Here is a 23,125-nt window from a genome sequence, read left to right as displayed (position 1 = left end):
TAACGAAATGCTTCTTAATCAAAGAATTACACTTAAGAACACAGAATTGAATTATTTTAGACGGTTCTCCAAGGATTCAATTGCCAGTTTAATTGCAGTTAAACGACGCTCATTTAATGTTCTTTGAGGACTACCCTCTTTTGCTTTTGCTATCTCTTTTTCTATTGATGGCATAATACCCTGCAGAATATCTTTAGAAGTCAAAATGTTTTCTTCATCAAAGAAAAACTCTCCCCTACCCCAAGTATCTTTGAGGCTCTCCAACCCAATCTTTACGGCATTTCGTCTCTTTTTAACAAGGGTTGTATTTGCACCTTTTTCCGTCATACTATTATAAGCATTTGAAAGTTTGTTTAAAGTCGATTCCAAGGATTTAATGGACAAATCTTGGTTTTCTTGGCTAACTTTTTTCACATGCAAACCTCCGCATTCCTTTTTATGGTAATCTTTTATTTGATGGTATTATCTTCCACCTCAAACTATTTTGCCAAGTTAAACTAAGTATAAGTCAACACAAACTCAAATTACATTTTAACATAAATATCCATACGAACTATTAGTAACAAAAAAACACTCGAATTAATCGAGTGTTTGGATTAATATTTTGCTGATTCACTTGTTAGAAATTTACAGATGCTATTTTTTATTCATCTTCCGATTCTAAAATAATCAACTCTACTCTTCGATTTTTCTTCATGTTGGCATTGGAATCATTTGGAACAATTGGTTTTGTGTCAGCATGGCCCGCAATTTGGAATCGTGTTTCATCTAATTCCTCTTCATCAACAAAGTAGCGAACGACACTGCTGGCTCTTGCGCCACTAAGCTCCCAGTTAGATGGGAACCGGCTTGTTCGAATAGGTCTTGGATCTGTATGTCCCTCTACCTTCACGTAGTTAGGGATATTATCAAGCAATGTAGCCACTTTATTAAGCAGTGGTAACGCATCACCAATCAGATCCGCTTCTCCTGATTCAAATAATACATTCTCTTGTAAAACGAGTACGACACCTTCATCTGTGCGTGTTGCCGAGATGACTTCTGACAATCCTTCATTTCTTATGTACTCTTCTATTTGTTGTAATAACCGGTCTAACTCATCTAATCTTTCTTCAAAATCTTCTTCAGTTAATTGTTCTGGCTCATCAATTTCTGTAACGTCTTCAGATTCCTCTTCATCATCCTGAACATCTGTTGATTGCTCAAATTCAACAGGCGATGGATAATAATCAAAAATCACGCGTTGTTGATAAGATTCCGTTACTGTTTTTAACTTCTCAGCATCAATTTGGGACATTGAGAATAATAGAATAAAAAACACTAAAATGAGTGTAACCATGTCCGAATAAGTGACCATCCATAAAGGTGCTTGTTTTTTAGGTCGTTTTTTCCGATTACGATTAAGATTCATTGGCAGTCTCTCCAATGACTTCTTCCTCTGGTTCCTCTGTATCTTTTAACTCTTCATTTGGAAGAAAGGCGCTTAACTTTTCTTCTAAAATCTTAGGGTTCTGACCTGATTGCACCCCAATAACACCTTCAATAATCACTTGCTTCATAAATACTTCTTCTTCTGTCATATTGTAAAGTTTACCTGCAATTGGAATAAACACTAGGTTGGCTAAAACCATACCATAAAACGTTGTTAATAAAGCTACAGCCATACTCGGTCCAATCGTTTCAGGAGATGTTAAGTTATTAAGCATTAACACTAAACCGATTAGCGTACCAATCATCCCCCAAGAAGGAGCGTATTCCCCTGCTTTTTCAATAATCGATCTTCCCTTATTATGACGCTCTTCCATTGCTGTGATTTCTGCATTCATAATATCGTTGATGACCTCTGGTTCAATACCATCAATCGCCAAATAAACACCTTTTTTTATAAACTCATCATCTAACTCTTCAAGCTCACTTTCTAATGCTAATAAGCCTTCTCGGCGGGCTTTTTCAGACAAATGAATAAATAATTGAATTAGTTCTTTTAAATTATGATCCGACTTACTAAACGCTTCTTTGAATACTTTACCTATTAATTTCATTTCTGCTGGATTAAAATTAATCAGTAATGCTCCTGTCAAACCACCTAATACAATAATAAATGAAGATAATTGTAAAAAGGTCGTGAAACCATCCATCCCACTGTTAAAGTAAATCCCCACTAAAATCATGGTTGCGCCAAGTGCTATGCCGATTGGTGTCAATATATCTCTTTTTTTCATTAACCTCTCACCCTAATGTAGAAAATTGTCTATATATTTATTATCGGATGGATTAATGATTTGTTGAGCTTCTTTTAATAATTCTATGCGGTAAAACTACTTGGTCTTCGCTAACCTCTTCATTCTTCAATAATTTAGTTAATAGTCGCATGGACACAGCTCCAATATCATACATTGGTTGGACAACAGTAGTTAATTCTGGACGTACCATGACGGATAATCTTGTATTATCAAACCCAACAACAGATAAATCCTCAGGTATTTTAACTCCTCTGTCCTGTGCTCCGTGTACAACACCTAATGCCATTTCATCAGAAGATGTCATAATTGCACTTGGTGATTCATCAAGTCCTAAGAAGTACTCAGCTGCTTTAAGACCAGCTTGATACGTGTCGTCACCTTCATAAATTAGATGATTAGGCACTTGAATCTTGTGGTCTTCTAGCTTATCTTTAAACCCTTGAATCTTAGAACGTTCAATACTAGAACCTGTATTATTTGATACATAACCAATTGATTTGTGGTTTCCTTCTTCCACTAAATGATGGACGGCATCTTGAATAGCAGAATAGTAATCAATATTTACGGATGGAATTTCATTTGACTCATCTACTGTAGCCGCTAATACGACTGGTATATTTGAGTTTCTAAATGCTTTAACGTGCTCCTCAGATACTGACCCACCCATAAAGATGACTCCATCAACCTGTTTTTCTAACATATTGTCAAATAAGTCTAATTCTCGATTTAAATTTTGATCCGAACTACTTAAAATTATGTGGTATTTATACATCGTAGCAATATCCTCAATACCTCGAGCTAGTTCAGCAAAGAACATATTAGAAATATCAGGAATAATCACCCCAACAGATGTTGTCTTTCGACTTGCTAATCCTCTTGCTACAGCATTCGGTCTAAAGCCTAACTCATCAATCGCCGCTAATACCTTTTTTCTCGTCGTTGGTTTTACATTTGTGTTTCCATTGATCACTCTTGATACAGTAGCCATGGATACGTTTGCTTTTTTTGCTACATCATAAATTGTTACACTCATTGAAATCCCTCACTTCGCACCGTTATTCTATTTATATAAATTTCACTTATAAAAAACCCGTTTTTCTTTCTTAATCAGTCTTGTCCAGCGCAGTTCTCCCAACCTGGGTAAATAAACGGGCGCTTGCGCTTTTCTTATTATTGTTAGCATACGACATTCTAAAAATTCTATCAACAATAACAGAAGTCTATAAGCAAACTGTTCTTTTTCATTCACAAAATAAACAGAAATACTATAAATAGTATTCCTGTTATTGACGTAACTCATTAATAAATGAGTGGAAAGTTGGTATATCCATTTGTTGCTGCGAATCAGATAGTGCAGTTGCAGGGTCTGGATGAACCTCAGCCATGACGCCATCAGCTCCAATAGCGAGTGCTGCCTTCGCTGCAGGTAATAATAAATCTCTACGTCCAGTTGAGTGCGTCACATCAACAAATACGGGTAAGTGTGTTTCTTTTTTCAAAATTGGTACGGCTGTAATATCTAATGTATTACGTGTGGCTGTTTCATACGTGCGAATACCTCGCTCGCATAAAATGATTTGCCCGTTACCTTGTGAAATAATATATTCTGCTGCATTTATGAATTCATTAATGGTCGCAGCTAAGCCACGCTTAAGAAAGATCGGTTTACTCGCTCTACCCGCTTCTTTTAATAATTCAAAGTTATGCATATTTCTTGCTCCAATTTGGATCACATCAACATAGTTATGAGCAAGTTCAATATCTTTTGGATTTACGATTTCACTTACCGTTTTTAATCCATGCTTGTCCCCAACCTCTTTGAGGATCTTCAGCCCTTCGACTCCTAAGCCTTGGAAATCATACGGAGACGTTCTTGGTTTAAAGGCACCACCCCTAATCATGGTTAACCCTTCTTGTTTAATCGCTTCTGCGACAGCATCAACTTGTTCATATGTTTCAACCGAACACGGACCAAATACAAATTCTCTATGTCCATTACCAATTTGAATATCTTCACCAATCTTAACTATTGTGTCTGTTGGTTTCTTTTGCCTTGAAACTAAAAGTGCATTTAATTGATCCTCTTCAATTAACTCTTTTGCTGCTTTAAAAATTTCCTTAAATAAATGTTCGATTGTCGAGTATTCGAAATGCCCATCATGATTCTTTAAAATAAGGTCTAGCATTTCTCGTTCTCGAATCGGGTCAAAAACATTAATTCCTTGCTCCGTTTTTATATCGCCGATTTGTTTAATCAAGTCACCACGACGGTTAATTAAATCTAATATGCGTAAATTGACTTGGTCAACTTCATTTCTTAATTCATCCAATCGGTTGGCACTCATGATGAATCCTCCCCTAGTTTTGTGAAATCTATTTTTATGGTACATTAACTTTAACTATATTCTTCCTAGTATTATAAATGACCATAGAAGAATTGTCATTTAATCCATCATAAAAGGGGTTAATTCATGTGAGCCAAAAACTATTTGCCTTAGATATAGGAACTAGAAGTGTTGTGGGGATTATGCTAGAACAAACCGATCAACACTATAAAGTCTTAGATATCATAGCAGAAGAACATGAAGAACGTTCCATGTTAGACGGGCAGATCCATAATATATTAAAGGTTTCTAATGTCATCTCGAAAGTTAAGGCTAAGTTAGAAGCAAAGCATGGACCGTTAACTAAAGTATGCGTGGCAGCAGCTGGACGAGCTCTCAAAACAAAACGTGCTCATTATGAGACAACCATCCTAGAACAACCACTTATGACTAATGAAGATATCCTACATTTAGAACTTACAGCTGTTCAGCAAGCTCAATATAAATTAGCTGAAGAAGAAGAATCTAATGAGATGACGAATTATTACTGTGTGGGATATTCTGTTTTACACTATTACTTAGATGGTTCAGAAATCGGTTCATTAGTTGACCAACAAGGAGACACGGCTAAAGTAGAAATTATCGCAACCTTCCTGCCAAAGGTCGTTGTTGATTCTCTACTTTCAGCTTTAAAGCGTGCTGACTTAGAGATGGATGCTTTAACCCTTGAACCTATTGCAGCAATCCAAGTTTTAATTCCAGAGTCAATGAGACGTTTAAATGTGGCACTAGTCGATATTGGAGCTGGAACGAGTGATATTGCGATTACAAAAGAAGGAACAATCACAGCGTATGGCATGGTTCCAAAAGCTGGCGATGAAATCACGGAAGCTGTTAGTGAGAAGTTTTTACTAGATTTCCATCGAGCTGAAGAAGTTAAAAGGGCATTAAACAATCAATCAACCGTTACTTTTGAAGACATATTAGGCATTGCACATCAATTTGAGTATGAAGAAATCGTAAGAGAAGTTGATGAGTCCATTAGTCAATTAGCTCAATCAATCAGTAATGAAATTTTACAACTAAACGAGAAACCGCCTCAAGCTGTTATGTTAGTGGGTGGTGGTAGCCTAACACCCGAATTACCTAAAAAACTCGCTGAACAATTAAGTTTACCTGAAAATAGGGTCGCAATTAGAGGTATTGACGCGATTCAATCGTTAACGGATCGTAATCAATTACCAAATAGTCCAGAATTTATCACACCTATTGGCATTGCGATTGCAGCCAAACAAAATCCAGTTAAATACATTAGTGTAACGGTTAATCAACGTACGATTAGACTTTTTGATTTAAAACAGTTAACTATTGGGGATTGTTTATTGGCTGCAGGTATTCAATTAAATAAATTGTACGGAAAACCTGGTATGGCTATAATGATTGATTTAAATGGTAAGGATATCACATTGCCAGGAACACTTGGCACAGCTCCTACTATAAAAATCAACGGTCAAGAAGCTTCCGTTCAAGATACAATCAAGCACAATGATGAACTAGAAGTCATCAAAGGAATAGACGGAACGACACCCGAATATACCGTTCAAGATGTTTTAGGTGATTTACCAGAACTACAAGTACAAATTAATCAAGACACTTATCAGATCCCAATGCCTGTTTCGGTAAATGGCGCCACCGTTCCTGCAACTCACCGTTTATCTGATGGCGATCGTATCATTTGTAATCCGTCAATGACATTAGAGGACGTTTTAAAGTATTGTGGAATGGAAGAATTAACTTATAAATTTCACCCATTTAGAGTTCGTCTGAACCAACATGAGTACAAGTTATTCAATCAAATGGTTGAGGTGATTAGAAAAGGACGCCCATTGAGATTAACAGACGAAATTAAAAATAACGACCACCTAGAATTAAAGCGCCATGAAACAATAACAATAGATGAATTACTATCATCTTTAAATGAGAAACAAGACCATTTGATCACTGTGCATTTTAATAATCAACCTGTTCAATTAACGAAAAACTTAGTCAACGTTTATCGTAACGGAGAGAAAGTGAAACGTGAATCACTAGTTTATCCAAATGACACGATTGTTTTTGAAAAACTAAATGACGAGCCTTTTATTTTTCAAGATATTTTCAGGCATATAAAACTTGATTTAAACCAGCTAAAAGGAACTCGATTTAAGTTAATTAAAAACAACACAGAGGTTGGATTTATAGAAGAAATTAGCGACGGGGATCAGTTATCAATTGAATTTAAAAAAACAACAAACCCAAAGCTCAATTAACGTTGAGCTTTGGGGTTTTCTAATGGAGCAGGGAAGTAATTTATTATCTAATTTTCGGTTTTATTATCTAAAATGAGTGATTTGTTATCTATTTTTGAGTTTTATTATCTAAAATGAGTGATTTATTATCTATTTTTGAGTTTTATTATCTAAAATGAAATTTTTATTATCTAATTTCCGGTTTTATTATCTAAAATAAGAAGTCGTACTCAGAAAGCTACAAAACGCCTATTGTACAGCTTGTTCAATCTTCTCACTTGTAATATCAAAATGAGAAGCGTGGAAATCGACTTGTCCATTTTTAATGTAGAACAATTGTGGTGATTCATGCTTGATATTAAAATGTTCTGCGACGTAATTGGATAGTTCACGATTATTTTGAATATGAATAATAAACGTTGGAACATCATGGCTCTCATCAAATTTCTCTACTTGGCCTTTCCCTTCACTGCTAATAGGACATGTGAGAGAATGCTTGAATAAAACGATTTGGTCATTTGCTTCTAGTGTCTCTTTAAATTCTTCAACGGATGTTAGTTCCTTCATGATCAAAAACTCCTTATAATGGTATAAAAGGTTGTTGGCATGATTACCAACAACCTTTAGTATAACCGTTCTTTAGTTTTTATGAACTGCCTCTTCATAAGCTTGGTCTGCTTCTAAACGTTCAAGTTCTTCAGCAGCTTCTTCAATCGCTTCAGCAACTTCTAAAGCTTCTTTATTTTCTTTATTTAACTTCTCTTCTTTAAATTGGTTCACGCGATCTTGAAGTTCCCCAGTTTTATCTTTCACTCGATCAGATAAATCGCGACTTCTCTCTTGTAATTGAGATGACCACTCGGTCCCTTTTTCATATGCAACATCTTTCCACTCATTAGCACGTTCACGAACTTGTTGAGCACCTGTGTTAAGATCTTCTCTCATTTCACGTCCTGATTTTGGTGCAAATAGTAATGCAACTGAAGCCCCTACAATCCCACCAATTAAAGAACCGATTAAAAAGTCTTTGCTGTTGATGTTTTCCTCATTATTTTTTACTTCTTTTTCGTTAGTCATAATACAATTCCTCCTCATAATTAATTAATTTTCTTTATACTTTTTCCAAAGATGAATCGCTGCTTCACCCCATTTAATCGTCTGGGTAGTTTTCTCAGCGTGTTCATTAGCTTGTAATTTTAACTCATCTGATAATTTCTGCAAAGATTGGTTAAAATCCTGCACAGTATAACCAATTCCTTTAACACCGTCGAATAAAATATTCACTTTATCTGTTTTTTCAGATATGTCCTCTGCCAGATGATTCGTCTTTTTCAATAATTCCGTTGTTTCATGTGTAATTCCTTGCATTTGCTTCTCAATACCCTCAACTGTGTTCGCTACGTGATGAAACGTCTTACGTACCGATATAAGCGTATAGGAAATATAAATGACGAGTATTAAAAAAGCGACTGCTGCAACCAAAGCTGAAATATGTAGCAGATTCATAATGTTCACACCTTCCTATATCTTCTTTATTCTAATCTATACCCGAATTACTTCATTGTCAAACAACCTTTTACCATCTGTTTAAACAAATATGATAAAATATTCTTATAAATCAATTTATATGAAAGTAGGTAATACATATGAGAGATCCTAGAATTGATAAATTAGCAGACCTTCTCGTTAATTACTCGGTAAAGTTAGAGAAAAACGAGAAACTTTTAATTGAAAACACTGGCCTCCAACAAGAATTAGTATCTGCAATTATTGAAAAAGCATACGAAGCAGGTGGGCATCCTTTTGTAGAACTTAAGGATCCTAAAGTCATGCGCTCTTTACTAAAAGGTGCTAACGAAGAACAACTAAAAGCTTGGGAGAAATACGAATCAACTGTAATGGAAGATATGGATGCATACATTGCGATTCGTTCTGGTGACAACATTAATGAGTTATCTGACGTACCAAGTGAAAACAATAAATTATTCGGTCAAACGGTTGGTCGTGTGCACCGAAATATTCGCGTACCTAAAACAAAATGGTGCGTCCTTCGTTACCCAAACGCATCGATGGCGCAACTAGCGAGCATGAGTACGGAAGCATTCGAAGATTTCTATTTCGATGTTTGTACATTAGACTACGCAAAAATGGACAAAGCCATGGACGCGCTTGTTAAGAAAATGGAACAAACAGATGAAGTTCATATCAAAGGTCCAGGCACAGACTTAAAATTCTCGGTTAAAGACATTCCGAAAATAAAATGTGCAGGTCAAATGAACATTCCAGATGGAGAAGTATACACGGCGCCTGTAAAAGACTCTGTCAACGGAACGCTAACGTATAACACGCCATCACCTTATCAAGGGTTTACTTTTGAGAACGTACAGTTGACGTTTGAAAACGGTAAAATTGTGGACGCTAAAGCCAATGACACTGAACGAATCAATGAGGTATTCAATTCAGATGAAGGTGCTCGTTATATAGGAGAATTTGCAATCGGCATTAACCCATATATTTTACACCCAATGAAAGATATTTTATTTGATGAAAAAATCGACGGAAGCTTCCATTTCACACCTGGCCAAGCTTATGACAATGCTTATAACGGTAACGACTCATCAATCCATTGGGATATGGTGTGCATCCAGCGTGAAGATTACGGTGGAGGCGAAATGTATTTCGATGGCGAGCTAGTTAGAAAAGACGGCCGCTTCGTCCTTCCTGAGTTAGAAGTACTTAATCCAGATCAACTAAAATAATAGTTAAAGGCTGCCGGAATGAGTTCGGCAGCCTTTTTCATGAGTAATTTGGATGTCGCGTTGGATCAGCTTAACATTGCTCTAACGCATCTAAAGCTTTGGAAGCATATCTATTCTGTTCATCTGATAAATGATAATCACTCAAACCTGAGCGATGTTTATCTTGATAAAATTCTAATGTAACTGCACAAGTTGTACTTTTAGACATATGTATCACCTCTTTAACAGAAAATAACCAGGAGCTAATCGTTCTACCCCTGGTTGATCATTAAGCTAACTTTTTAAACTCTTCTTCATATTTTTGAATATCTCCAGCGCCCATGAATAACAACACGCTGTTTCCATGCTGTTGAAGGACCGTTGTTTCGCCTTCATTTAATAATTTGGCGCCATCAATTTTTTCTTTCAAATGATCAATCGTTAAGTTTCCGGATTTTTCACGAGCAGATGCGAAAATATCGCATAAATAAATGTGATCTGCTTTGGATAAGCTTTCAGCAAACTCATCGATAAATTGTTTTGTTCTTGTAAACGTGTGTGGTTGAAAAACTGCCACGACTTCTTTTTCAGGATACTTCTTTCTAGCTGAATCAATCGTTGCTTCGATTTCTTTAGGATGATGTGCATAGTCATCAATTAGAATCTGCCCATCCTTCCACTCAGTTTCAGTAAAACGACGCTTCACACCTGGGAATGATTTCAGGTGACTAATTTGCTGTGACGTGAAGCTTTCATACTGCATAAGTGCAATGACACTTAATGCATTTAACACACTGTGGTTACCATACTGTGGTATTGTGAATGTATCGTAGAAAGTACTTCTTACATATACATCAAAAGTCGTTCCTTCTTCTGATTCCTTAACGTTTTTCGCCTGAAAATCATTACCTTCTGTGAACCCGTAATAAACAACTGGTACTTTTGCCTGAATCTGTTGTAAATACTCATCATCACCACAAGCAATGATTCCTTTTTCAACATTCATTGCCATTGATTGAAACGCATCAAAGACATCATCAACACTTCTAAAGTAATCCGGGTGATCAAAATCAATATTCGTCATAATCGCATAATCTGGATTATAGGCTAGAAAATGTCTGCGATACTCACAAGCCTCAAACACAAAATATTGACTCTCTGGGTGTCCATGACCTGTTCCATCACCAATTAAGTAAGATGTTGGTACATTATGTTTTAACGTATGGGCTAATAACCCTGTTGTCGACGTTTTCCCATGAGCACCTGTCACGGCGATACTTGTAAACTTAGTTAGCCATTCGCCTAAAAATTCATGATAACGATAAAAATCTAAACCTAACTCTTTTGCTTTAACAATTTCTTCATGTTCATCATTAAAAGCATTACCAGCAATAATGGTTAAGCCTTCAGTAATATTAGCTTCATCGAATGGTAAAATTCGAATATTTTTCTCTCTTAGTGCATCTTCAGTAAAAATGTGCTTCTCTATATCTGAACCTTGTACGTGTTCTCCGGAATCATGCAAAATTTGTGCTAGAGCACTCATTCCGGTTCCTTTTATTCCAATGAAATGGTAAGTCGGCATTAATCGAACCTCCGCTTATATCTATCATCCTGTGTATAATATATGCATAATAAATTCATTTTGCTTTTATACATTATAGCAGAAAACATTGATAAATACATTAAACATTATAGTCGTAATCGAATTTTAAAATGGTGTCAGAGACCTTTACCCCATTATGTATGATTTATAACAATAATCTCTCATATTTATATTAATTCGATCATCACTAATGACTTTTGACCCAAATACAAAAATTTTTAGGACATCAGTATTCATTTATGAGACACGAAATTTGTTGAAACGATGCATTAAATTAATTTTATAAGTAATTTTAAGGGTTTTATGAGTCATTGCCTACATTTTATGAGACATTCGCATCATCGCTATAACAAAAAACAAAGATTGATTGCCGTTACGACAATCAATCTTGATTTACAGGGTAATCAACTTTTTCAAGCCTTGGATTATAGTTGAAACGGCGGCCTTCTTTAGCCTCGTCCTCGTTGTTCAACTTAACATTATCACCAGTAAAACCAATGTTGATCTTCAATAGGTTGTTTCCAACGCCATACATATCAACAGGTACACCCATTGATTCAAAGCGTTGAATTTTTTCTTCGTTAAAACCACCACTTGCCATGATTTTAACGTGGTGGTATCCCTCTTGGTCTAGTGCATCACGAAGTGCAAAGACCAATTCTGGATTCACACCTCTTGGGTCAAAGGAGCCCATAATTTGAGGGTTTCTGAAGAAATATTGATCGACCATGTTCTTAGATGTGTCAATTCTTACCCCTTGTAACTCGTTGCCAAACTCACGCGCAACCCTTAACGAATCAGTAATAACATCATTGTTGTAATCAACTAATGCAATCAAATCATCGTCTGGGAATGTTTCTTTATAAGCATAAGCAGTCTTGACGATATCCCCTTTAAACATTTGGATTAAAGCGTGAGGCATGGTGCCCATCCCTTGCTTACCCCACCATTCATTCATAGCGTGAGTTGCTTGGGCAGTTGAGCCACCAATATAGGCCGCATAACCGTCACCAGCTTGCTGCGTGTAATGATCATCACGATCTCCCATAAAAATCACAGGTTTATCACTGCCGTTTGATTTCGCAGCCTTAACCACTTTATAAACGTTTGTTGCAACCGATGTCCTTCTTGATAGAATTCCATCAATGATGCCTTCTAAATAACCGAAGTTCTGATAAGGCCCCGTTACAGTTAAGACTGATTCATATGGGCTAACCTTATCCCCATCTTGTAATGAGTGAATTTCAAGATCCTCAGGATGATCGGCAAACGTATGTAATAACGCAATTGCTTCATCGGTTCCGCATAATACAGCATCATTTTTTTTCTGGAAAAATTGCATCGTAACAATATTTTCACTTAAATGTTCTTCTACAATTTTCTTTGTTTTCAAAAAGTAAACAGCTGAAAACCACCCTTCACCAACTCGTTCATCAAACTTGAACGTTTCGTTAGTTAAGCGTTTGATTTTCCCTTGTTGTTTTAATGTGAATTCTTTCATCGCATTTCCCTCAAATCTTCGTGAGATTAAGAGGCGTCTCTAAAAGTGCGTTCATAGCACTAAGTCAATAGGATACTGCTGAGACAGCCATCTCTAATAACTATTATTTATTAAACATTATTTATATAAATTAAACGGTGCTCCTACTTCGTAACTGTCGTCTAACACTAGAATACCTTTCTTCTCGCTAGCTTTGGGTAGGTTTAATTCTTTTGCTGAGCAAATCATGCCGCTAGACTCAACACCTCTTAGTTCAGAGTCTTTAATTAACATACCAGTTGGCATCATCGCACCTACTTTTGCGACAACAACTTTTTGTCCTTGGTCGACATTTGGTGCACCACAAACAATTTGTAGCTCCTCATCTCCAACGTCGACTTGGCAAACGTTTAATTTTGATGCGTTTTCGTGAGGTGCGATTTCTTTAACATAACCAACAACGAACTTAGGTGATAAATCAACATTTAATTCATCTTGAACACCATTTTTAGAAAAAATATCTTTAACCTTAGCTACCAGTTCTTCTGTCACTTCAATTGGTCCCTGACCATCTAACGACATATAGTTAGACACGTTAAAGATATTATAACCAACAATTTGACCTTCTTCATCTAAGAGTCTTGTAACATCACCGTGGTTTTTATGAATGACGTCAGCCTCTTTTTGGTCCAATGTAATGATTAATACATCACCGATTCCTTGTTTGTTATAGACAAATTGCATGGTCCTCTACTCCTTATCCTTTGGTTTGTTTTGAGCTAATATAAAGATGGGCTCGAGTTTTTTATCTTCATAAATAAATGGTAATGATGTAATTGGGATCTGTCCTTCTGCAAAGAACTGCATCATCATCTGTGCTAAAATATCATAACCTGTTTTATTTTTTACATCAACAAAGATTAAAACGTCTTGGTGCGGCACCCCAACAGCTAATTCACCTTCAACTTTACTTGCCATCTCTTCTAATAACGCTTCATTTAAAATTCTACTAGCATCATATCCGTCTTGAGATGATAAGAAATAAAAGGTGTTACCCGCTACCTCATCAGACTTCATGTCTGTTGAGCGGCGTCTAATATTAAACATCGCCACTTCTTTAACGCGGTCTTCTTCCCAATTTTCTTGCTTAAGCATTTTCTCATCTATTAATCGATAAGATTTACCTAAGTCTAACGCGTAGTAAATTCTCGTTTCCGCTGTATGATCATGGTGGATTAACTTCTCACCATTATTCGATTCTTTAGGAAAAGATCCTGAACGAATAACCGGAAAAATATTAGCCTCTTTACCTTCTAACGTTTGTTCCTCGTTCATAATCTTTAAAGCTTCCTTGATATGGTTCTCGATTTCATCAAGTGCTTCTTCTCCTCGGTTTTCCCATTTCGAAATAACGCCTGGTAATGAAATGGTAACCCCTTCTTTACTCTCTTTCCATTCAACTCGAAATGTATCTTCATCACGATTAAAGTGTGTTTGCCACTCTTCATGGTTAAAACGTTCCTCTAATTTACGTTTCATTTTAATAGATGTCATCTTCATCTTTTTCGCCTCCTTTACGAAAGCCACACTAGCCATTATTTTACCATTTTATCAGCTAAGAAAAAAGCATGACCCCTTTATGGCCATGCTAACATGTTATACGTCTAACTTCATATCTCCGAACTTTATAATCTTTTTTTTACGTAACCATTCAGAGATCAATAGGCTGATAATCGCTGGAGCTACAAAGAACAAAATGACTATTGTCCAAAAAATCTCCTGGGTAAAGCCCATTGTTTCTAAAGTCATGATTGGTCCTACTAAACCACTTGTTCCCATTCCAGCACCGTAAGCATTGTTCTCTAGCTGTAACCAAACTGTGGAAACCGGCGCAAGCACTGCTCCTGCAACAGTCGGCGGTATGAGAATCGCTGGGTTCTTCATAATGTTAGCTACTTGAAGCATGGACGTTCCTAGGCCTTGTGAAATAACGCCGCTGAAACGGTTTTCCCGATAACTACTTATCGCAAATCCAATCATTTGAGCAGCGCAGCCTACTGTCGCAGCCCCTGCAGCCAATCCTCCAAGATCAAGCATAATCGCGATGGCTACACTAGAAATCGGCGCTGTTAAAGCTAGTCCCATTAAGACAGCAACTATTATTCCCATTAAAAATGGTCTCAACTCTATCGCCCATTCGATTACATTACCAAATGCCGTTAAGAACTCCGCAATTGGCACACCTACAATTTTCGCGACAAAATATCCAACCACAATTGTCACAAAGGGCGTGACAATAATATCGATTTTTGTTTCTTTACTGACTAATTTTCCAATTTCAATCGCAAATAAGGCTGCTATGAAACTACCTGCAGGACCAGAGTTGATGAAATCTGGGTGCGCTGCGAATGATCCTGCAAATAATGCACTGAACATAACTAGTGGTGGAGCTTTTAATCCATAAGCAACGGCAACACCAATCGCACCACCATAGACGCCTCCTTGAATGGCATAGCCACCCGCTTCAACTAGAAAGTCAGGCGCATATGGAATTTCGGTTCCGATTGTTTGAATAATAACCCCAATAATTAAAGAAGCAAACAAACCTAAAGCCATATAACTTAACGCCGTAATCGCATATGCTTGAAAGCTAATGTCTACACCTTTTCGTTTCAAAAACTCTTTCATGATTATAGATCCTCCGACTATTTCGCATCGATTGATTTAACCATCTTAATCATTTCTTGAACATCTTCTTTTAAGTTGTTGAGTTCAGTTCTGGTTGCCATTTTTATACCACCAATTCCAACTTGCACTTCATAATGTTCTTCTTCTTTTTCTTCTACACTGTAATAAGCAAAACGATCGTCCGTTTCAAATGTTCTTAAATGAAGCTCTTCTTCTCTCTCTTTTAAGTCATCATAGAACCATTTGCTATTTGGTGCTTCTAGTTCATTTACAAATAATATGTATGGTTGTTCACCTTCAAAGAAAATCAAGTTTGATCCACGCGCCTCTGAAAATTCAAGTGAGTCAGGCTTATACATTTCAAAATCATTCGATTTAAAATTTCGTTCAACCTCTAAATCTGATAAAAACTCTTCTTTCACGATACTATTCGTTTCTTCTAAAGTATCTTCTTCAGAACTAAGGCACCCTGAAAGTAGCAGTACACCCATCAGGGTCATAAACGCTAACCATAATCTTTTATAATACACTTTCTCTCTCCCCTATTTTGAATTATTTGACAAAACTTTTCTTTCATTAGATGATAAATAGATAGAATAATAGTCTTGGAGGTATCGAATCTATGAGTCTAAACATTTATTTAGCAGGACAAATTCATGATGATTGGCGTCAACAACTTAAAAAGAAAGCTGCAGACAAAAATTTAGATATTCAATTTACAGGTCCTCAAGAAGAACACGATTTATCAGATGATATCGGTGAGAAAATTTTAGGTGAGCAACCTAATCAAAAATATCGTGACGATGTAGGTGCAAGTGTTAATAACTTCAGAACGGATATTTTAATGAATAAAGCGGATGCTGTGATTGCACTATTTGGAGAATCTTACAAACAGTGGAATACAGCAATGGACGCCGGAATTGCGATTGGGTTAAACAAACCATTAATTCTTGTACGTCCTGAAAAATTGATCCATCCATTGAAAGAGTTATCTAACAAAGCAACCATAACCGTTGAGAACCTAGATCAAGCTCTTCAAGTACTAGAATACTATTATAAATAAGCATGATTAGAGAGATGACTAAGTGGTCATCTCTCTTTTTTTGTGCTCTCAAAGTTTCTGTAACCTGCTTCGATGAACGCTCGTCGCGCTCACCTTACTTTGGCGAAACCTCAGCTCACTTTGGCGAAACCTCACCTCAGTTTGGCACTATATCTTAACCATTCTGTCTGATGGTATCTACTGTTGTTTGGTCGACTTGCTTAATTAAGTTGACGAGTAATTCTTTTGCTGCTGCGTAGTCATCAACATGAACGATTGATGAGCTTGTATGAATATAACGCGAGCAAACGCCAATTACTGCAGATGGTACACCATCATTCGAAATGTGTACACGACCTGCATCTGTTCCACCTTGAGAAATAAAGTACTGATATGGAATATCTTTTGACTCAGCTGTATCTAGTACAAAATCTCTCATACCACGATGCGTCACCATTGAACGGTCAAAGATTCGAACGAGCGCACCTTTGCCTAAGTGGCCAAATTCTTTATCTTTACCTTCCATATCATTAGCAGGCGATGCGTCTAAGGCGAAGAATAAATCAGGTTTAATCATGTTCGCTGCAGCTTGTGCACCTCTTAGTCCTACTTCCTCTTGAACGGTTGCACCAGAATATAGCTCATGGTTTAATGTCTCACCTTGTAACTCTTTTAACAGTTCAATAGAAAGACCGCAACCATAACGGTTATCCCATGCTTTTGCCATGATCTTCTTGTCGTTTGCCATTGGTGTAAATGGACATACAGGTAAAATTGGCTGACCTGGTTTGATACCAATTTTCTTAGCATCTTCTTCATCATCAGCACCAATATCGATTAACATATTTTTAATGTCCATTGGCTTTTTACGTTGCTCAGGTGTTAAGTTATGAGGTGGAATCGATCCAATAACACCAGGGATCGGGCCTTCATCAGTGATAACTTGAACGCGCTGTGCTAGTAACACTTGGTTCCACCAACCACCTAATGGTTGAAAACGAATCATTCCGTTTTTAGTAATTTGCGTCACCATAAATCCAACTTCATCCATGTGGCCCGCTACCATTACTTTGGGGCCATCTCCACGGCGAACGCCGAATACACCGCCTAGTCGATCTTGAATGATGTCATCTGAATACTTCTCTAATTCTAGCTTCATGAAGTTACGTACTTGATGTTCATGTCCTGGCGCACCAGGTAATTCTGTTAACGTCTTGAACATGTCTAGCGTATCTTGTTTCATTATGTATCACTCCGATCTTATTAGTTCCTACTCTATTTTATCGAAAAAGCACGAATTATTCCAATCTATATGAAAGATATTTTATTCTAATAGAAAGAAACGTATAATATCAGTAAGAATATTTAAAAATGGAGAGGGTTTAATGAAGTGGTATAAGTTGATCGCACCAGCTGCGGTTGGAATTACTGTAGGCACGATTGTAGGTAAACAAGTAACAGAAAAATGGTTATTTCCAGACTTAGCCTTAAAGAAAGTTAAGAAACAGTTTGAAGAAAAAGGTCAAATCACAGGGTCATGGATATTGATGAAACTTGAAGAGATAGAGTTAAATGGAGAGGCTCGCAAGGTTTATAGAGGTGGCATCACCCAAGAAATAGATGGTGAAAATGTACAGGTTAATTTCTGTATGGATGCGAAAACAGGAGAGATTGTTAGATTTGAATAGATTAATTTGTTAGCTTACCAAGATATTATCTTTGGTAAGTTTTTTTATGATTAAATTGGCAATGTCCTATAAAATCCCCTTAATGTCTCATAAAATGCTCTCAATGTCTTAAAAAATGGCATTCAATGCACCGATTCGACAAAAATTTACCCAATCCCACCACAAAAAATGTCTCATATCCGATTTTTAATGTCCTAAACACTCCATTCTAGTGGGTCAAAAATATAAAAGTTCTTCTCACCAATGTTTCTTCGACTTTTTTACATAAATTAACCAACAGCGGTAAACAATAACTATACATTTACAACAAGGAGGTTTGTGTCTTGGCAGAGGAAAATAAACACAACACAGATGAATCCCGCCGTAAGTTTCTTAAGAACAGCGGTTATTTCGCTGGCGGTTTAGTAGGTGGTGGAATTCTTGGTTCCGTGATTGGTTGGCAAGTTGACAATTCTGAAGAAACGGCGACTCAAAACCAACAAGAGGGACAACAGGAAGCACATAATTTCAATCGTGCATTGAAGTTTTTCAAAAATAGGGCTGTGTTTGAACGCCTGAGTGCAGTAACTGAACGAATTTTTCCAGAGGATGATCTTGGACCTGGCGCAATTGCTTTAGGAGTACCATATTTCATTGATCATGAAATGGCTGGTGAGTATGGCAATAATGACCGTTTATATATGCAAGGACCATTTCGTGAAGGTACACCATACCAAGGTTTCCAGAGCCGTCTAAAAAGAAAAGAGATTTTCATGCAAGGTTTAATGGCGATGGAGCGTGAAAGTCAAAATGAATTCGATTCTTCATTTACGGACTTAGAGCCTGAACAGCAGGATGAAATTTTAAGTAAATTTGCTGATGACGAAGTGGAATTAAAAGGGGTTAAAGCTTCTACATTCTTTGGTTTACTACGCGAATCGACATTAGCTGGTGCTTTCAGTGACCCGTTATATGGCGGGAATAACAATATGGACGGATGGCGCATGAAAGAATTTCCTGGTAGTAAAATGAGCTACATTGAAGAAATCGAAAGTGAAGATTTTGTTGAAATGGACCCTAGTGCTCTTTATGATCACTTACATTAAGGAGGATTATTATGGCGACAAGAAAAGATAAAGTCGATGTTGTAACTATCGGTGTCGGTTGGACAGGCGGCATTATTGCAGCTGAGCTATCGAAGGCAGGTTACAATGTCGTAGGATTAGAACGTGGTGAGGATCGTTCGACCTCTGATTTTCAAATGATCCACGATGAATATCGATACGACATCCGTCATGAGCTAATGCAAGATGCATCAAAGGAAACAATTTCTTTTAGAAACAACCCAGACGAATTAGCTCTACCCATGAGAAGACTCGGTTCTTTCTTACCAGGAACAGGCGTTGGCGGTGCGGGTGTTCACTGGAACGGCCAGACGTGGCGCTTCTTACCTTATGATCTTCAAATTAAATCAATGACTGACGAAAAATACGGTGACAAACTTGGGAGTGAGTACACGTTACAAGACTGGGGGATCACTTACGAAGAATTAGAGCCATATTTTTATAAATTTGAAGAGGTCGCTGGCATTAGTGGTGAGGATAATCCAATGGGGGCTCCTCGTAGCAATGACTACCCAACACCACCGATGAAAAGTACACCAATTTTAGACATGTTCAAAGAAGCGACGAAAAATATGGGCCTGCATCCTATTCAAATGCCGTCAGCTAACCTTTCTGAGAACTATGAAAATCCTGATGGTGAGACAATTGCACAATGTCAATACTGCGGATTCTGTGAACGTTTTGGCTGTGAGTACGGGGCCAAATCCTCACCAAACGTAACGGTAATACCAACCGCCAAAAAATCAGGAAACTTTGAATTAAGAACTCATTCCGATGTCGTGGAAATTATTCAAGAAGGTGGAAAAGCGACTGGCGTTCGCTATATTGATACTTTATCAGGTGAAGAATTTATTCAACCTGCAGATGTCGTCGTTTTGACAAGTTATGTGTTAAATAACACACGTTTACTGTTGCAATCAAACATCGGACGTCCTTATAACTATGAAACTGGTGAAGGTGTCATCGGTAAGAACTACTGTTATCAGATTTTACCTGGTGCAGCTGGATTTTTTGAAGAAAGAAAGTTCAACACCTTCATGGGTGCAGGGTCACTAGGAGCGACAGTTGATGATTACAATGGCGATAACTTTGACCATTCTGACTTAGACTTTATCCATGGTGGGTCGATTTCAATTACGCAAACAGGACGCCGCCCCATCGCTTCAAACTTAACACCTTCTGGCACACCAGCATGGGGTCTAGAATTTAAAAAGCAAACATTAAAATATCATAACCGCACGTTGAATGTGGTGTCTCAAGGAGCATCCATACCACACCGCAACAACTATATGGACTTGGATCCGACGTATAAGGACCAGTACGGAAACCCATTATTAAGATTGACGTACGACTTCACGGACCAAGATCGCAATTTACACAAGTACATCACAGGCATTTGTAAAGATATTATGAGCGAAATGGGCGCAGACATTATCGAAGAAGCCGTCATGGATGAGCATTATGATATCGTGCCATACCAGACGACTCATAACACGGGCGGCGTCATTATGGGTGGCGACTCTGAAACATCAGCGGTAAACAACTACTTACAAATGTGGGATTCTGAAAGCTTGTTTGTCGTTGGAGCCTCAGCGTTTGCGCACAACGGCGGCTACAACCCTACTGGAACGGTTGGCGCACTTGCTTATCGTGCTGCTGAAGGTATTCAACAATATCTCGATAATGGTGGCGGCCAGCTTGTTAAAAACAAGAGCAAAAGCCGTCTAACTTAATGGAAAGGAGAGTTCCTTAGTAATGGGAATTTCCGCTATCGGTGTACCAGGATTAATCCTAATCCTGATTATCACATTAATTGTGTTTGGCCCGAAAAAATTACCGGAGATTGGTTCAGCAATCGGACAAACGCTATCTGAATTCAAAAAGTCTGCTAACACACTAATTGAAGAACCAACTAACAAGGAAGAAGTTAAGAAGGATTAAGAAGAAACGCCTTTTTCGCACATGTCGAAAAAGGCGTTTTGTTATGTCCTCTAACCAATTTTTGCGTATTGCGCATCATATTCCTCTTGGCTGATCGTTTTAATTTTTTTAATAAAAAAGTAATGTTTATACAGTGCTAGTGCAACCATTAGGATTCTCACAAGTAGTATATCAACTAGAATAATCGATGCGATAATAAAGCTGTCTGCGATTAAGTTGATCCGTACCTTTTCTTTAACGGTCATCCCTCTATTTTTTTTGAATCGTAAAACATACTGATCGTAAAATGACGTTTGTTTAAACCAATTTTCTATTCGCTCAGAACTTTTGCCAAAACAGTATGCTGCAAATAAAAAGAATGGTCCTCCAGGAATCACGGGCAATATAAATCCAGCTACTCCAATCACAAACGATATAAACCCTAGTAATATAAATAAAATTTTCTTCATAATATGACCACTACTTTCGGCAAAAAGCTTAAGTTGTAGAGAGTATAAAATATTTTGTGTAAATGATTTTTAGAACATAGAAAAAGGAAGACCCTTTTTGTAGAATTAAGTTAGCCGACAAAATTCACAGAAAAGAGGTCTTCCCTATGAACCATGTTACTACAGATTTAATTGAAGCTCTAGTCCAAAAACAGGATATCCAAGAAGTTTTTCGCCAACATCTTGAGTCAGCAGTCAATCAATTACTCAAAAATGAATTGACAGCTTTCTTAGATTATGAACCTTATGATCGAAAAGGTTTTAATTCTGGCAATTCACGTAATGGCACTTACCCTCGTTCAATTAAAACGGAATATGGGGAATTAAATATTGATATTCCACGCGATCGTAACGGTGAATTTAAGCAACAAACTCTGGGCTCTTATAATCGCACGAATGATACTCTTGAAAGTTATATCATTCATATGTATCAAAAAGGCATCACGACAGACGAAATCGTTCAACTTATTGAGCGAATGTACGGCCATCACTATACGAAACAGACCATTTCCAATATCACTCAGCGTGTATCAGAGGATTTAGAAGCGTTCCACAGCCGAAGGCTCAACGAGCGCTATGTTTGTGTCTATTTAGACGCTACGCATATTCCAATTAGACGCGATACTGTCCAAAAAGAAGCTGTCTATATATCGATTGGCATTACCGAAGATGGCACAAAGGAAGTTTTGGATTATACGATTGCCCCAACGGAATCAGCTCACGTTTGGGAAGAGATGCTTTCGTCCCTTCGTGAACGAGGCGTTAAAAACGTTCTGTTGTTTGTCTCTGATGGGCTTAAAGGAATGACCGATTCGATTCATCGTGTTTACTCTAAAGCGAAACATCAGGTTTGCTGCGTACATGTTTCTCGAAATATTTCTAAAAAAGTACGCGTCAGCGATCGTGAAGACATCTCTAATGACTTTAAAAAGGTATATCAAGCTGAAAATCGTACTGAAGCTGAATCTCAACTCGAACAATTTCGGGAGAAATGGCAAAAGCTTTATCCATCTGTCATTAAAAATGTGATGGGGCATGAACAACTCCTAACGTTTTTTGATTTTCCGGCTTCTATTCGAAGAAGTATTTACTCCACGAATTTAATAGAGTCTTTTAATAAGCAAATCAAACGCCATATCAAAGCCAAAGAGCAATTTCCGAATGAGGAATCGCTCAAACGTTATTTAGTCACGCAATTCCATCATTATATTGAAAAACATAGTATGCGATGTCATAGAGGGTTTGAAAAAGCTAAACCAGAACTACTTAAAATGTTTGAAGCTATCGAAACTTAATCTTCTTCAGTTTTGGAAGTTTAGCTGGTTCTCACCAAGCATCAAGCCAAATACGCTTGACCCTTGGTGAGAACCAGCTATGGGGTTAGTAACTGAAGAAGAAAGTCACAGTCCGACCTGCAAGGTCGTTTATAATAAATAACTAGCTTAATTCTTACAAAAGGGTTTAGTGTCATTTACACAAAATTATTGACACTCCCA

Annotated in this window: 25 protein-coding genes; 8 read left to right on the top strand and 17 right to left on the bottom strand. The window is 37.3% G+C overall.

Annotation, left to right across the window (positions count from 1 at the left end):
* Positions 1-51: 51 nt before the first annotated feature.
* The 5 genes from ACTWQB_RS13995 to ACTWQB_RS13975 all read right to left on the bottom strand — a co-directional run bounded on the left by ACTWQB_RS13995 (position 52) and on the right by ACTWQB_RS13975 (position 4,588).
* Complete coding sequence (locus ACTWQB_RS13995; RefSeq protein WP_443139819.1) at positions 52-414, bottom strand: hypothetical protein; 363 nt, start codon at positions 412-414, stop codon at positions 52-54.
* A gap of 229 nt (positions 415-643) precedes the next feature.
* On the bottom strand, positions 644-1,411 hold the full coding sequence (gene motS, locus ACTWQB_RS13990) for a flagellar motor protein MotS (protein ID WP_443139818.1): 768 nt from the start codon (positions 1,409-1,411) through the stop codon (positions 644-646).
* Positions 1,401-2,222, bottom strand: coding sequence for a flagellar motor protein MotP (motP, locus tag ACTWQB_RS13985; RefSeq protein ID WP_443139817.1), 822 nt, complete (start codon positions 2,220-2,222; stop codon positions 1,401-1,403). Before motP ends, motS begins: the two co-directional genes overlap by 11 nt.
* A gap of 52 nt (positions 2,223-2,274) precedes the next feature.
* The gene (gene ccpA / locus ACTWQB_RS13980; RefSeq protein WP_443139816.1) at positions 2,275-3,276 is read right to left on the bottom strand and encodes a catabolite control protein A; all 1,002 of its coding nucleotides are present in this window, start codon (positions 3,274-3,276) and stop codon (positions 2,275-2,277) included.
* Between the two features lie 250 nt (positions 3,277-3,526).
* Positions 3,527-4,588, bottom strand: a complete 1,062-nt coding sequence (locus ACTWQB_RS13975) for a bifunctional 3-deoxy-7-phosphoheptulonate synthase/chorismate mutase (protein ID WP_443139815.1) — start codon at positions 4,586-4,588, stop codon at positions 3,527-3,529.
* Positions 4,589-4,716: 128 nt separating this feature from the next.
* On the opposite strand from ACTWQB_RS13975, the gene pilM reads away from it, so the two are divergent.
* Positions 4,717-6,876, top strand: a complete 2,160-nt coding sequence (gene pilM / locus ACTWQB_RS13970; protein ID WP_443139814.1) for a pilus assembly protein PilM — start codon at positions 4,717-4,719, stop codon at positions 6,874-6,876.
* Positions 6,877-7,104: 228 nt separating this feature from the next.
* Here the strand turns inward: pilM and ytxJ are convergent, their stop codons facing one another.
* From ytxJ to ACTWQB_RS13955, 3 genes are all read right to left on the bottom strand, one after another.
* Positions 7,105-7,422, bottom strand: a complete 318-nt coding sequence (gene ytxJ, locus ACTWQB_RS13965; RefSeq protein ID WP_443139813.1) for a bacillithiol system redox-active protein YtxJ — start codon at positions 7,420-7,422, stop codon at positions 7,105-7,107.
* 72 nt (positions 7,423-7,494) lie between these two features.
* On the bottom strand, positions 7,495-7,932 hold the full coding sequence (locus ACTWQB_RS13960; RefSeq protein ID WP_443139812.1) for a YtxH domain-containing protein: 438 nt from the start codon (positions 7,930-7,932) through the stop codon (positions 7,495-7,497).
* Between the two features lie 24 nt (positions 7,933-7,956).
* Positions 7,957-8,361 carry a DUF948 domain-containing protein gene (locus ACTWQB_RS13955; protein ID WP_443139811.1) on the bottom strand — a complete coding sequence of 135 codons (405 nt, stop codon included), beginning with the start codon at positions 8,359-8,361 and terminating at the stop codon, positions 7,957-7,959.
* 140 nt (positions 8,362-8,501) lie between these two features.
* Between ACTWQB_RS13955 and ACTWQB_RS13950 the strand changes: the two genes are divergently transcribed.
* Positions 8,502-9,614 carry an aminopeptidase gene (locus ACTWQB_RS13950; RefSeq protein WP_443139810.1) on the top strand — a complete coding sequence of 371 codons (1,113 nt, stop codon included), beginning with the start codon at positions 8,502-8,504 and terminating at the stop codon, positions 9,612-9,614.
* A gap of 70 nt (positions 9,615-9,684) precedes the next feature.
* Here ACTWQB_RS13950 and ACTWQB_RS13945 read toward each other — a convergent pair whose 3' ends face one another.
* The 7 genes from ACTWQB_RS13945 to ACTWQB_RS13915 form a co-directional block, all read right to left on the bottom strand.
* Entirely contained in the window at positions 9,685-9,822 is a 138-nt protein-coding gene (locus tag ACTWQB_RS13945) for a hypothetical protein (RefSeq protein ID WP_443139809.1), read from the bottom strand.
* Between the two features lie 60 nt (positions 9,823-9,882).
* Positions 9,883-11,178, bottom strand: a complete 1,296-nt coding sequence (gene murC / locus ACTWQB_RS13940) for a UDP-N-acetylmuramate--L-alanine ligase (RefSeq protein WP_443139808.1) — start codon at positions 11,176-11,178, stop codon at positions 9,883-9,885.
* Positions 11,179-11,581: 403 nt separating this feature from the next.
* Positions 11,582-12,700, bottom strand: a complete 1,119-nt coding sequence (locus tag ACTWQB_RS13935) for a nicotinate phosphoribosyltransferase (RefSeq protein WP_443139807.1) — start codon at positions 12,698-12,700, stop codon at positions 11,582-11,584.
* Between the two features lie 117 nt (positions 12,701-12,817).
* Entirely contained in the window at positions 12,818-13,423 is a 606-nt protein-coding gene (gene ytpR, locus ACTWQB_RS13930; protein WP_443139806.1) for a YtpR family tRNA-binding protein, read from the bottom strand.
* A 6-nt stretch (positions 13,424-13,429) separates the two neighbouring features.
* The gene (locus tag ACTWQB_RS13925) at positions 13,430-14,239 is read right to left on the bottom strand and encodes a DUF1444 domain-containing protein (protein WP_443139805.1); all 810 of its coding nucleotides are present in this window, start codon (positions 14,237-14,239) and stop codon (positions 13,430-13,432) included.
* Between the two features lie 96 nt (positions 14,240-14,335).
* Positions 14,336-15,367 carry a PTS transporter subunit IIC gene (locus ACTWQB_RS13920; RefSeq protein WP_443139804.1) on the bottom strand — a complete coding sequence of 344 codons (1,032 nt, stop codon included), beginning with the start codon at positions 15,365-15,367 and terminating at the stop codon, positions 14,336-14,338.
* Between the two features lie 17 nt (positions 15,368-15,384).
* Positions 15,385-15,897, bottom strand: coding sequence for a hypothetical protein (locus ACTWQB_RS13915; protein WP_443139803.1), 513 nt, complete (start codon positions 15,895-15,897; stop codon positions 15,385-15,387).
* 92 nt (positions 15,898-15,989) lie between these two features.
* Between ACTWQB_RS13915 and ACTWQB_RS13910 the strand changes: the two genes are divergently transcribed.
* Positions 15,990-16,430 (top strand): YtoQ family protein, encoded by a 441-nt coding sequence (locus tag ACTWQB_RS13910; RefSeq protein ID WP_443139802.1) that lies wholly within the window; start codon positions 15,990-15,992, stop codon positions 16,428-16,430.
* Positions 16,431-16,584: 154 nt separating this feature from the next.
* Here the strand turns inward: ACTWQB_RS13910 and ACTWQB_RS13905 are convergent, their stop codons facing one another.
* Entirely contained in the window at positions 16,585-17,652 is a 1,068-nt protein-coding gene (locus ACTWQB_RS13905; RefSeq protein ID WP_443139801.1) for a M42 family metallopeptidase, read from the bottom strand.
* A 142-nt stretch (positions 17,653-17,794) separates the two neighbouring features.
* Between ACTWQB_RS13905 and ACTWQB_RS13900 the strand changes: the two genes are divergently transcribed.
* The 4 genes from ACTWQB_RS13900 (at position 17,795) to tatA (ending at position 21,141) form a co-directional block, all read left to right on the top strand.
* On the top strand, positions 17,795-18,097 hold the full coding sequence (locus ACTWQB_RS13900) for a PepSY domain-containing protein (RefSeq protein WP_443139800.1): 303 nt from the start codon (positions 17,795-17,797) through the stop codon (positions 18,095-18,097).
* Positions 18,098-18,420: 323 nt separating this feature from the next.
* Positions 18,421-19,182, top strand: coding sequence for a gluconate 2-dehydrogenase subunit 3 family protein (locus ACTWQB_RS13895; protein WP_443139799.1), 762 nt, complete (start codon positions 18,421-18,423; stop codon positions 19,180-19,182).
* An 11-nt stretch (positions 19,183-19,193) separates the two neighbouring features.
* Positions 19,194-20,933 (top strand): GMC family oxidoreductase, encoded by a 1,740-nt coding sequence (locus tag ACTWQB_RS13890; protein WP_443139798.1) that lies wholly within the window; start codon positions 19,194-19,196, stop codon positions 20,931-20,933.
* Between the two features lie 22 nt (positions 20,934-20,955).
* Entirely contained in the window at positions 20,956-21,141 is a 186-nt protein-coding gene (gene tatA / locus ACTWQB_RS13885; RefSeq protein ID WP_443139797.1) for a twin-arginine translocase TatA/TatE family subunit, read from the top strand.
* Between the two features lie 50 nt (positions 21,142-21,191).
* Here tatA and ACTWQB_RS13880 read toward each other — a convergent pair whose 3' ends face one another.
* Positions 21,192-21,590 carry a YbaN family protein gene (locus tag ACTWQB_RS13880; protein ID WP_443139796.1) on the bottom strand — a complete coding sequence of 133 codons (399 nt, stop codon included), beginning with the start codon at positions 21,588-21,590 and terminating at the stop codon, positions 21,192-21,194.
* Between the two features lie 146 nt (positions 21,591-21,736).
* Between ACTWQB_RS13880 and ACTWQB_RS13875 the strand changes: the two genes are divergently transcribed.
* Positions 21,737-22,924 carry an IS256 family transposase gene (locus tag ACTWQB_RS13875; RefSeq protein WP_077701816.1) on the top strand — a complete coding sequence of 396 codons (1,188 nt, stop codon included), beginning with the start codon at positions 21,737-21,739 and terminating at the stop codon, positions 22,922-22,924.
* Positions 22,925-23,125 lie beyond the last annotated feature (201 nt).

Source organism: Piscibacillus sp. B03 (genome assembly GCF_052246295.1).
Lineage (GTDB): Bacteria > Bacillota > Bacilli > Bacillales > Alkalibacillaceae > Piscibacillus.
This window is presented reverse-complemented; position numbering and strand designations above follow the sequence as displayed.

Excerpts from the sequence above, each read along its gene's own strand:
- motS (WP_443139818.1), bottom strand. The coding sequence starts at position 1,411 with ATGAATCTTAATCGTAATCGGAAAAAACGACCTAAAAAACAAGCACCT.
- motP (WP_443139817.1), bottom strand. The coding sequence starts at position 2,222 with ATGAAAAAAAGAGATATATTGACACCAATCGGCATAGCACTTGGCGCA.
- ccpA (WP_443139816.1), bottom strand. The coding sequence starts at position 3,276 with ATGAGTGTAACAATTTATGATGTAGCAAAAAAAGCAAACGTATCCATG.
- ACTWQB_RS13975 (WP_443139815.1), bottom strand. The coding sequence starts at position 4,588 with ATGAGTGCCAACCGATTGGATGAATTAAGAAATGAAGTTGACCAAGTC.
- ytxJ (WP_443139813.1), bottom strand. The coding sequence starts at position 7,422 with ATGAAGGAACTAACATCCGTTGAAGAATTTAAAGAGACACTAGAAGCA.
- ACTWQB_RS13960 (WP_443139812.1), bottom strand. The coding sequence starts at position 7,932 with ATGACTAACGAAAAAGAAGTAAAAAATAATGAGGAAAACATCAACAGC.
- ACTWQB_RS13955 (WP_443139811.1), bottom strand. The coding sequence starts at position 8,361 with ATGAATCTGCTACATATTTCAGCTTTGGTTGCAGCAGTCGCTTTTTTA.
- ACTWQB_RS13950 (WP_443139810.1), top strand. The coding sequence starts at position 8,502 with ATGAGAGATCCTAGAATTGATAAATTAGCAGACCTTCTCGTTAATTAC.
- ACTWQB_RS13945 (WP_443139809.1), bottom strand. The coding sequence starts at position 9,822 with ATGTCTAAAAGTACAACTTGTGCAGTTACATTAGAATTTTATCAAGAT.
- murC (WP_443139808.1), bottom strand. The coding sequence starts at position 11,178 with ATGCCGACTTACCATTTCATTGGAATAAAAGGAACCGGAATGAGTGCT.
- ACTWQB_RS13935 (WP_443139807.1), bottom strand. The coding sequence starts at position 12,700 with ATGAAAGAATTCACATTAAAACAACAAGGGAAAATCAAACGCTTAACT.
- ytpR (WP_443139806.1), bottom strand. The coding sequence starts at position 13,423 with ATGCAATTTGTCTATAACAAACAAGGAATCGGTGATGTATTAATCATT.
- ACTWQB_RS13925 (WP_443139805.1), bottom strand. The coding sequence starts at position 14,239 with ATGAAGATGACATCTATTAAAATGAAACGTAAATTAGAGGAACGTTTT.
- ACTWQB_RS13920 (WP_443139804.1), bottom strand. The coding sequence starts at position 15,367 with ATGAAAGAGTTTTTGAAACGAAAAGGTGTAGACATTAGCTTTCAAGCA.
- ACTWQB_RS13910 (WP_443139802.1), top strand. The coding sequence starts at position 15,990 with ATGAGTCTAAACATTTATTTAGCAGGACAAATTCATGATGATTGGCGT.
- ACTWQB_RS13905 (WP_443139801.1), bottom strand. The coding sequence starts at position 17,652 with ATGAAACAAGATACGCTAGACATGTTCAAGACGTTAACAGAATTACCT.
- ACTWQB_RS13900 (WP_443139800.1), top strand. The coding sequence starts at position 17,795 with ATGAAGTGGTATAAGTTGATCGCACCAGCTGCGGTTGGAATTACTGTA.
- ACTWQB_RS13890 (WP_443139798.1), top strand. The coding sequence starts at position 19,194 with ATGGCGACAAGAAAAGATAAAGTCGATGTTGTAACTATCGGTGTCGGT.
- tatA (WP_443139797.1), top strand. The coding sequence starts at position 20,956 with ATGGGAATTTCCGCTATCGGTGTACCAGGATTAATCCTAATCCTGATT.
- ACTWQB_RS13880 (WP_443139796.1), bottom strand. The coding sequence starts at position 21,590 with ATGAAGAAAATTTTATTTATATTACTAGGGTTTATATCGTTTGTGATT.
- ACTWQB_RS13875 (WP_077701816.1), top strand. The coding sequence starts at position 21,737 with ATGAACCATGTTACTACAGATTTAATTGAAGCTCTAGTCCAAAAACAG.